The 7,204-nt window shown below is 62.9% G+C and carries 6 protein-coding genes; 1 reads left to right on the forward strand and 5 read right to left on the reverse strand.

All coding sequences use genetic code 11. From position 1 onward, the window contains the following. Positions 1 to 1,516, forward strand: a 1,516-nt coding sequence (locus BM151_RS21255; protein ID WP_090063401.1) for a RecQ family ATP-dependent DNA helicase, incomplete at its 5' end; no start/stop codon positions are given. 28 nt (positions 1,517 to 1,544) lie between these two features. Here BM151_RS21255 and BM151_RS21260 read toward each other — a convergent pair. The 5 genes from BM151_RS21260 to BM151_RS21280 form a co-directional block, all read right to left on the reverse strand. Then, on the reverse strand, positions 1,545 to 3,779 hold the full coding sequence (locus BM151_RS21260; protein ID WP_090063403.1) for an ATP-binding protein: 2,235 nt from the start codon (positions 3,777 to 3,779) through the stop codon (positions 1,545 to 1,547). Between the two features lie 134 nt (positions 3,780 to 3,913). After that, positions 3,914 to 5,089, reverse strand: a complete 1,176-nt coding sequence (locus BM151_RS21265) for an acetyl-CoA C-acyltransferase family protein (protein ID WP_090063405.1) — start codon at positions 5,087 to 5,089, stop codon at positions 3,914 to 3,916. An 82-nt stretch (positions 5,090 to 5,171) separates the two neighbouring features. Next, on the reverse strand, positions 5,172 to 5,927 hold the full coding sequence (locus BM151_RS21270; protein ID WP_090063407.1) for a metallophosphoesterase family protein: 756 nt from the start codon (positions 5,925 to 5,927) through the stop codon (positions 5,172 to 5,174). A gap of 21 nt (positions 5,928 to 5,948) precedes the next feature. Beyond that, complete coding sequence (gene fghA, locus BM151_RS21275; RefSeq protein ID WP_090063409.1) at positions 5,949 to 6,788, reverse strand: S-formylglutathione hydrolase; 840 nt, start codon at positions 6,786 to 6,788, stop codon at positions 5,949 to 5,951. 14 nt (positions 6,789 to 6,802) lie between these two features. Further along, positions 6,803 to 7,204, reverse strand: a 402-nt coding sequence (locus BM151_RS21280) for a zinc-binding dehydrogenase (RefSeq protein ID WP_245781247.1), incomplete at its 5' end; no start/stop codon positions are given.

Below are 7,204 nucleotides of genomic sequence, written 5' to 3' on the forward strand. Positions count from 1 at the left end.
TGAGGAAACGCGCGAGGAGATCGTCACCCGCCTATTCGATGGCGTGGCCCCCGAGACATTCCTGCGTGGTTTCGATCGTCCGAACATCCATCTTGCCTTTGCCGTCAAGGACAGCCCGCGCCGGCAGATCCTCGAATTTGCTGCCGCGCGCAAGGGCCAGTCCGGCATTGTCTATTGCGGCACGCGGGCCAAGACCGAAAGCCTTGCCAAGGCGCTCGGCGACGCCGGTCACCTCGCATTGGCTTATCATGGCGGCATGGAGCCGGATCGCCGCCGCGAGGTTGAACGGCGATTTCAGCAGGAAGACGAGCTGATCGTCACCGCCACGATTGCGTTTGGCATGGGGATCGACAAGCCGGACATCCGTTGGGTGGCGCATGCCGATCTGCCGAAATCCGTCGAGGGCTATTATCAGGAAATCGGACGGGCCGGGCGCGACGGCGCGCCCGCCGAGACGCTGACACTGTTCGGCCCGGATGATATCCGGTTCCGGCGCAGCCAGATCGACGAGAGCCTCGCACCGCCCGAACGCCGTGCCGCCGATCACGCGCGGCTCAATGCGCTTCTGGGGCTCGCGGAGGCGCAACGCTGTCGGCGTCAGACGCTGCTGTCCTATTTCGGCGAAGAGGCGGCGCCCTGTGGCCATTGCGATCTCTGCGACAGCCCGCCCGAGCTGTTCGATGGCACGACGGCGGTGCGCAAGGCGCTCTCCGCCGTGCTGCGCTGTGACGAGGGTTTCGGCGCCGGGCATCTGATCGACGTGCTCACCGGCAAGATGACCGACAAGGTGCGGCAGTGGAACCATGACCAGCTGTCGGTCTTCGGCATCGGCAAGGATTATGACAAACGCCAGTGGAACGCGATTTTCCGACAGATGATGGGCGCCGATCTGTTGCGGCCCAATCCGGAACGTCACGGCGCGCTGTTCATGACCGAACCGGCGCTGCCGATCCTCAAGGGCGAGGCGGAGATCACGCTGCGCAAGGACACGCTGGCGAAGGCGCGCAAGGGCCCGGTGGCCAAGGCGTTGGTGTCGGAAGAGGATGCGCCGCTCTTGTCGGCCTTGAAGGCCAAACGCCGGGCGCTGGCCGAAGACGCACGCGTCCCCGCCTATGTGGTCTTTGCCGATCGCACGCTCATCGAGATGGCGGAAAACCGGCCGCAGACCCTGGACGAGATGGCGCGGATCGGCGGGGTCGGGGCGAAGAAGCTCGAACGCTACGGCGATGCGTTCCTGTCGGTCATCCTTGGCGCTGAGGCGCCGGAGATGCACCCGGCGCGGCGCCGGCTGGCGAGCGCCGGCGGCGGCGATCTGTTCGACCGGTTGCAGGGTATTCAGCTGGATCTGGCGCGCGGCGACTGCGGCACGCTGAAACCTCTGGCGCTCACGCCCGGGCAACTCTCGAAGATCGTGAAGATGAGACCGAGAGACCTCGCGGCGCTGGCAAGGCTCATTGGTGACAAGCCGGCCGAGCGGTTTGGCCCGGCGATGCTCGAGGCCATCGGCGCCGAGTAACGGCCTGGCCGCGGGCTGAGCTGTCCGCTTACGCGCCGGCCATGACACCAGAGTCTGCGCTCGTGCCTGTGTTCATGCCTGTGCTCGGGGGCGTCGGCGGTTCCGGGGCCGCAGTCGGCTCTTCCGGCATGATCGGGCGACAGCTCTCCGGATGTTCCATCAGGATACGATCGATGATCGCAGCCTTGCGCAGCGGTTTGGTCATGTAGTGATCGAGCCCGGCGGCCAGAATGTCCTTCTCGTCGCCGGCCATGGCATGGGCCGTCAGCGCGACGATCGGGGTGTGGATCCCGGTGTTCAGTTCCAGCGTGCGGATCTCGCGGGTGGCTTCCTTGCCGTCGACCTCGGGCATGGAAATATCCATGAACACCAGATCGGGCTGGAAGCCCTGATAGAGCTCCACCGCCTCGCGGCCGTTATTGGCAAAGCGCAGTTCGATATCGAGCGCCTTGAGCATTTTTCCGAAGACCAGCTGATTGGTCTTGTTGTCCTCGGCGGCGAGAATGCGCATACGCCGGTCGCTCTGATCGGAGGTGTCGATTTCCTTGGGGTCGACCGGAACCAGATCGGTCAGGGTGCGCCAGAGGTCGCTGCGCAGAAGCGGCTTTTGGAGCGTCCTGGCATCTTCGATCTTGGGGCTGCGGGTCGAGACCGGGCCGGAGGTCATCAAAAGCACCGGCGCCGTGACGCCGCGCTCGCGCAGGGTGGCGATGAGGTGCTCGATATTGGTCTCGGGCAGGTTGTTGTCGATCAGGTAGACCTGGGCATCGAGCGGCGAGGCCAGCAGATCGTCGATATTGTCAAAGGGCGACACATCAAAGCCGAGCGCCGTGAGCTGTTTTTCCAGAATGAGCGAGTTGGCATTGATATGGTCAAGCAGAGCCGCCTTGTGCATCCAGGACGGCAGAGGCATCGGTTTCGCGTCCTCGGTGACATTCATGGTGATGTGGAAGCCGAAACAGGACCCGACGCCCTCTTCGCTGTCGACCCAGATATCGCCACCCATGAGCTGGACCAGCTGACGGGTGATGGCGAGGCCGAGCCCCGTGCCCTCGAACTTGCGGTTGCGCTCATCCTCGACCTGATTGAACTCGCCAAAGATGTGATCGATCATGTCCGGCGCGATGCCGATGCCGCTGTCTTCGACCGAGACATGGACGCGCTGGCGTTTGCCGGTCTCTTCCGGCAGACCGACGACGCGGACGATGACATGGCCGGAATGGGTGAATTTCACCGCATTGCCGATCAGATTGGTCAGAACCTGACGAAGCCGTCCGGGATCGCCGATGAAATTCGTGGGCATGAACATGTCGTAATCGATGATCATATCGACGCCCTTTTGTGCCGCAGAAGGTTGCAGCAGCACCATGACGTCCTGAATGCAGCGTTCGAGATCGAAAGGCTCCGGATGGAGCGTGAGTTTCGAGGCTTCGATTTTCGAGTAATCGAGCACATCGTTGATCAGCCCCAGAAGCGCCTCGCCCGAGGATTTGATCGTGTCGACATAGAGCGTCTGTTCCTCGTTCAACTCGGTTTCCGACAAGAGATCGGCCATGCCGACCATGCCGTTCATCGGCGTGCGAATCTCGTGGCTCATATTGGCGAGGAAGGCGGATTTGGCGCGGTTGGCGGCTTCGGCCTTGCTGCGGGCTTTTTTCAGCCGTTCCTCGTAGCGGATCGTCGAGGTGATGTTGAGACCGAGAGACACCATGTCGCCATCCGACGAGCGGCGGTCCACCAGTTTCACGAACTGGTTGTTCCAGAGCCGGATCGTATGCGGTTCGCGCACCGGGGCGCGCCAGCGGGTGATCGCCTGTTCGATGAACCTGTCGCGGCTCAGCTCGCCAATGTCGATGATGCCTTCTTCGACGGCCAGTCGCACGATTTCGGGATAGCTGATGCCGGGGCGGACATCGTCGAGCCCGTCGAACACCCGCAGATAGGCGGGGTTGGCGGCGATCATGATGTCCGAAGGGTCGAAAACCGCAAACCCGTCTTGAATGGTCTCGATCGAATCCCAAAGCCGGCGTTCGGCGATATGGACGGCGGTGTTGGCCTTTTCGAGATCTTCCTTGGTGCGGATGTTCTCGTCGCGCAGCACCTCGGTCTCTTCGCGTTTGACGATGATCTCGTCGGAGAGGTGGCGGGCGTGCTGCGACAGTTTGCGATTGGCCTCAAACAGTTCTGCCTGTTTGAGTTCCAACAAGCGTTCCGCAGCAAGGCGGGCGCGACGTTCCTGAGACAGCGTTTCCGACAGTGACATGAAGACCTCTTCAATCCCTGCCCGGCCTTCTGGCCCGGGCTTTTGCTCAGAATGCCCCAAACAGGGTGAAAAAAATCTTAACCAAGTCTCGAAAATTGAGGCGAAATCTGGGTGATTTCACCTTTCAGCGGGGCTCAGATCCGTTCAATTGCCACGGCGATACCCTGGCCGCCGCCGATACACATGGTGATCAGCCCGAGCGTTCCGCCCCTGCGTTCCAGCTCGTACATTGCCTTGACGATCAGGATCGCGCCGGTGGCGCCGACCGGGTGACCGAGCGCGATGGCGCCGCCGTTGGGGTTCACTTTCGCCGGGTCGAGCCCCAGCGCGCGGTTCACCGCAATCGCCTGGGCGGCAAAGGCCTCGTTCGATTCGATGACGTCGAAATCTTCGACATTGAGCCCGGTGCGGCGGCAGAGATCCTCGACCGCCGGGATCGGGCCGATCCCCATGACCTCCGGGCGGACGCCGGCATGGGCATAGCCCCTGATCCGGAATTTCGGGGTGAGACCCGCGGCCTCGGCCGCATCGGCGCGGGCCAGGACAAGCGCTGCGGCGCCATCGTTGAGACCCGAGGCATTGCCCGCGGTCACCGTGCCGTCCTTCTGAAAGGCCGGGCGCAGCTTCGCGAGACCTTCGAGCGTCGTGGGTTTCGGATGTTCATCCGTGTCGAAAGCGACGAGGTCACGTTTGACCTTGACCTCGACCGGGGTGATTTCGTCCTTGAACAGCCCGGCTTCGATGGCGCGGGCGGCACGGGTCTGGCTCTCCAGCGCGAAAGCGTCCTGATCTTCGCGCGAGATGTCATGTTCGCGGGCGACATTCTCGGCGGTGACCCCCATGTGGCCGGTGCCGAACGGGCAGGTGAGCGCGCCAAGCATCATGTCCTGTGCGGTGACGTCACCCATTTTCTGGCCCCAGCGGGCGGCGGGCAGGATATAGGGCGAGCGGCTCATCACATCGACACCGCCGGCCAGCGCAAAATCGGCATCGCCGAGCATCAGCGATTGCGCAGCGGAGACCACGGCCTGCGCGCCGGAGCCGCAGAGCCGGTTGACGTTCATCGCTGGCGTGGTTTCCGGAATGCCCGCGCCCATGGCCGCGAGGCGGGAGACATACATGTCCTTGGGTTCGGTGTTGATGATATGGCCATAGACCACGTGACCGATCCGCTCGGGGGAAACCCCGGCGCGTTCGAGCGCGGATCTGGCGACATGCGCGCCCAGATCGGCGGGGCGCACCCCGGCCAGAGCGCCACCGAATGTGCCTATGGCGGTGCGGGCGCCGCCCAGAATGACGATGTCGGACATGATCTCTCTCCCCTGATCCGTCGCGTGATGCTTTGTGGCAATCTAGCGCGCGGGGTGGAGAGAGAAAGCGAAACGCTACGTCTTACCCGGGGGTGGCCCCGGGATTGGCGTGGGTCAGATGCGACCGGCCTGTTTCCGTGACCACCTGCTCATGGGCATTCTCGATCACCATGGCGGTGAGCGGACGGCCATAGCCTGCACCGGTGTCGATATCGATGCGATTGCCGAAATGCGTCGCCTCATCCAAGGCGGTATGGCCGTGCACCACGGTGAAGGGCAGGGGGCCGTGATAATCGAGCCAGCCTTCGCGGATCCAGATCAGATCGTCCTCGGTCTGGCGCTCGACCGGCAGTTTCGGCCGGATACCGGCATGGACGAACAGGTAATTGCCCCAGGCATAGGTCAGAGGCGCCTGTTCGATGAACTTGAGATGCGCCTCGGGCACGGCTTTGGCCGCGCGCATATGGGCGATCTCGAAATCTCCATCCTGGGCCTCGACGCCGTAGGAGGCCAGCGTGTCGGTGCCGCCGAGCGCCGGGTGGAGCCAGCTCTTGCCGGATTTGATGTGATCGTCATGGGCAATGCCGTGGCGCACGAAGCGGGTGAACATCCGGTCATGATTGCCGCGAATGACCCGCCAGGGTTTGCCGGCCTCAATGCCGTCGATCAGGTATTGGATGACCCCTTTGCTGTCCGGTCCGCGATCCACGTAATCGCCCAGGTGAATGATCCGCGCGTCGGGATCGCCCACCCGGGCCTTGTCCGCCTCGATCCGCGCGTGCGCGGCTTTGAGCATGTCCAATTGTCCGTGAATATCGCCGATGGCATAGATGCGCAAAGGGGCCTCCTCAGGCTTGTCTCAGCTCTTCAGGCGGATTGCATGCCATTCCAGATGGTCGCGCATGAAGGTGGAGATGAAATAATAGCTATGGTCATACCCCTCCTGCATCCGGAGTGTTAGGGGCTGGTCGCTCTTTTCACAAATCTGTGTCAAAAGCTCCGGCTTGAGCTGGCCCTCCAGGAAGTTGTCCGCCGTGCCCTGATCGACGAGAATTTCCGGCACACGGGCGCCATCCTCGATTAGTGCGCAGGCGTCGTAGTCCCGCCACTTGGCCTTGTCGGCACCGACATAGCCAGTGAGCGCCTTGTCGCCCCAGGGGCAATTCAGCGGGCTGACGATCGGGGCAAAGGCGGAGACCGCCTTGTAAGCATCCGGATTTTTGAGCGCGATGGTCAGCGCGCCGTGCCCGCCCATCGAATGCCCCATGATCGAGACCCGCGACATGTCGGCGGGGAATTCCGCACCGATCAGCGCCGGGAGCTCTTTCTCGATATAGTCGCGCATGTGGTAATGCTGATCGAAAGGCGCCTCGGTGGCGTTGACGTAGAAGCCAGCGCCGAGACCGAAATCATAGGCACCTTCCGCGTCATCCGGAACGCCTTCGCCGCGCGGGCTTGTGTCCGGGGCGACGAAGATAAGGCCAAGCTCCGCGCAGGCGGCGCGGAATTCGCCCTTTTCGGTGACATTGGCCTGAGAACAGGTCAGCCCCGAAAGGTAGAAGACGACCGGGAGCTTTTCCCCCTCTTCGTGGTCGGGCACGAAGACGGAAAATTCCATCTCCGTCCCGGTCGTGGAGGAGGCATGGGTGTAGACACCCTGCACCCCGCCATGGCTGCGATTGCTGGATTTGATCTCCATCGGAACGCGGCTCCTCAGAATTCCACGACGGCGCGGATGGATTTGCCTTCGTGCATGAGATCGAAGCCGTGGTTGATCTCGTCGAGGGTGAGCTTGTGGGTGATCATCGGGTCGATCTCGATCTTGCCGTCCATGTACCATTCGACGAATTTCGGCACATCGGTGCGGCCCTTGGCGCCGCCAAACGCCGTGCCTTTCCAGACCCGGCCGGTCACCAGCTGGAACGGACGGGTCGAGATCTCGGCCCCCGAAGGTGCCACGCCGATCACGACGGAAACGCCCCAGCCGCGGTGGCTGCATTCGAGCGCATCGCGCATCACCTTGACGTTGCCGGTGGCATCAAAGCTGTAATCCACGCCGCCGATCTGATCGGCGCCACGCTTGGTCAGGTTGACGATCTCCTCGACCACGGTGCC

Origin of the sequence: Celeribacter neptunius (assembly GCF_900113955.1) — a bacterium.
Taxonomy (GTDB): domain Bacteria; phylum Pseudomonadota; class Alphaproteobacteria; order Rhodobacterales; family Rhodobacteraceae; genus Celeribacter; species Celeribacter neptunius.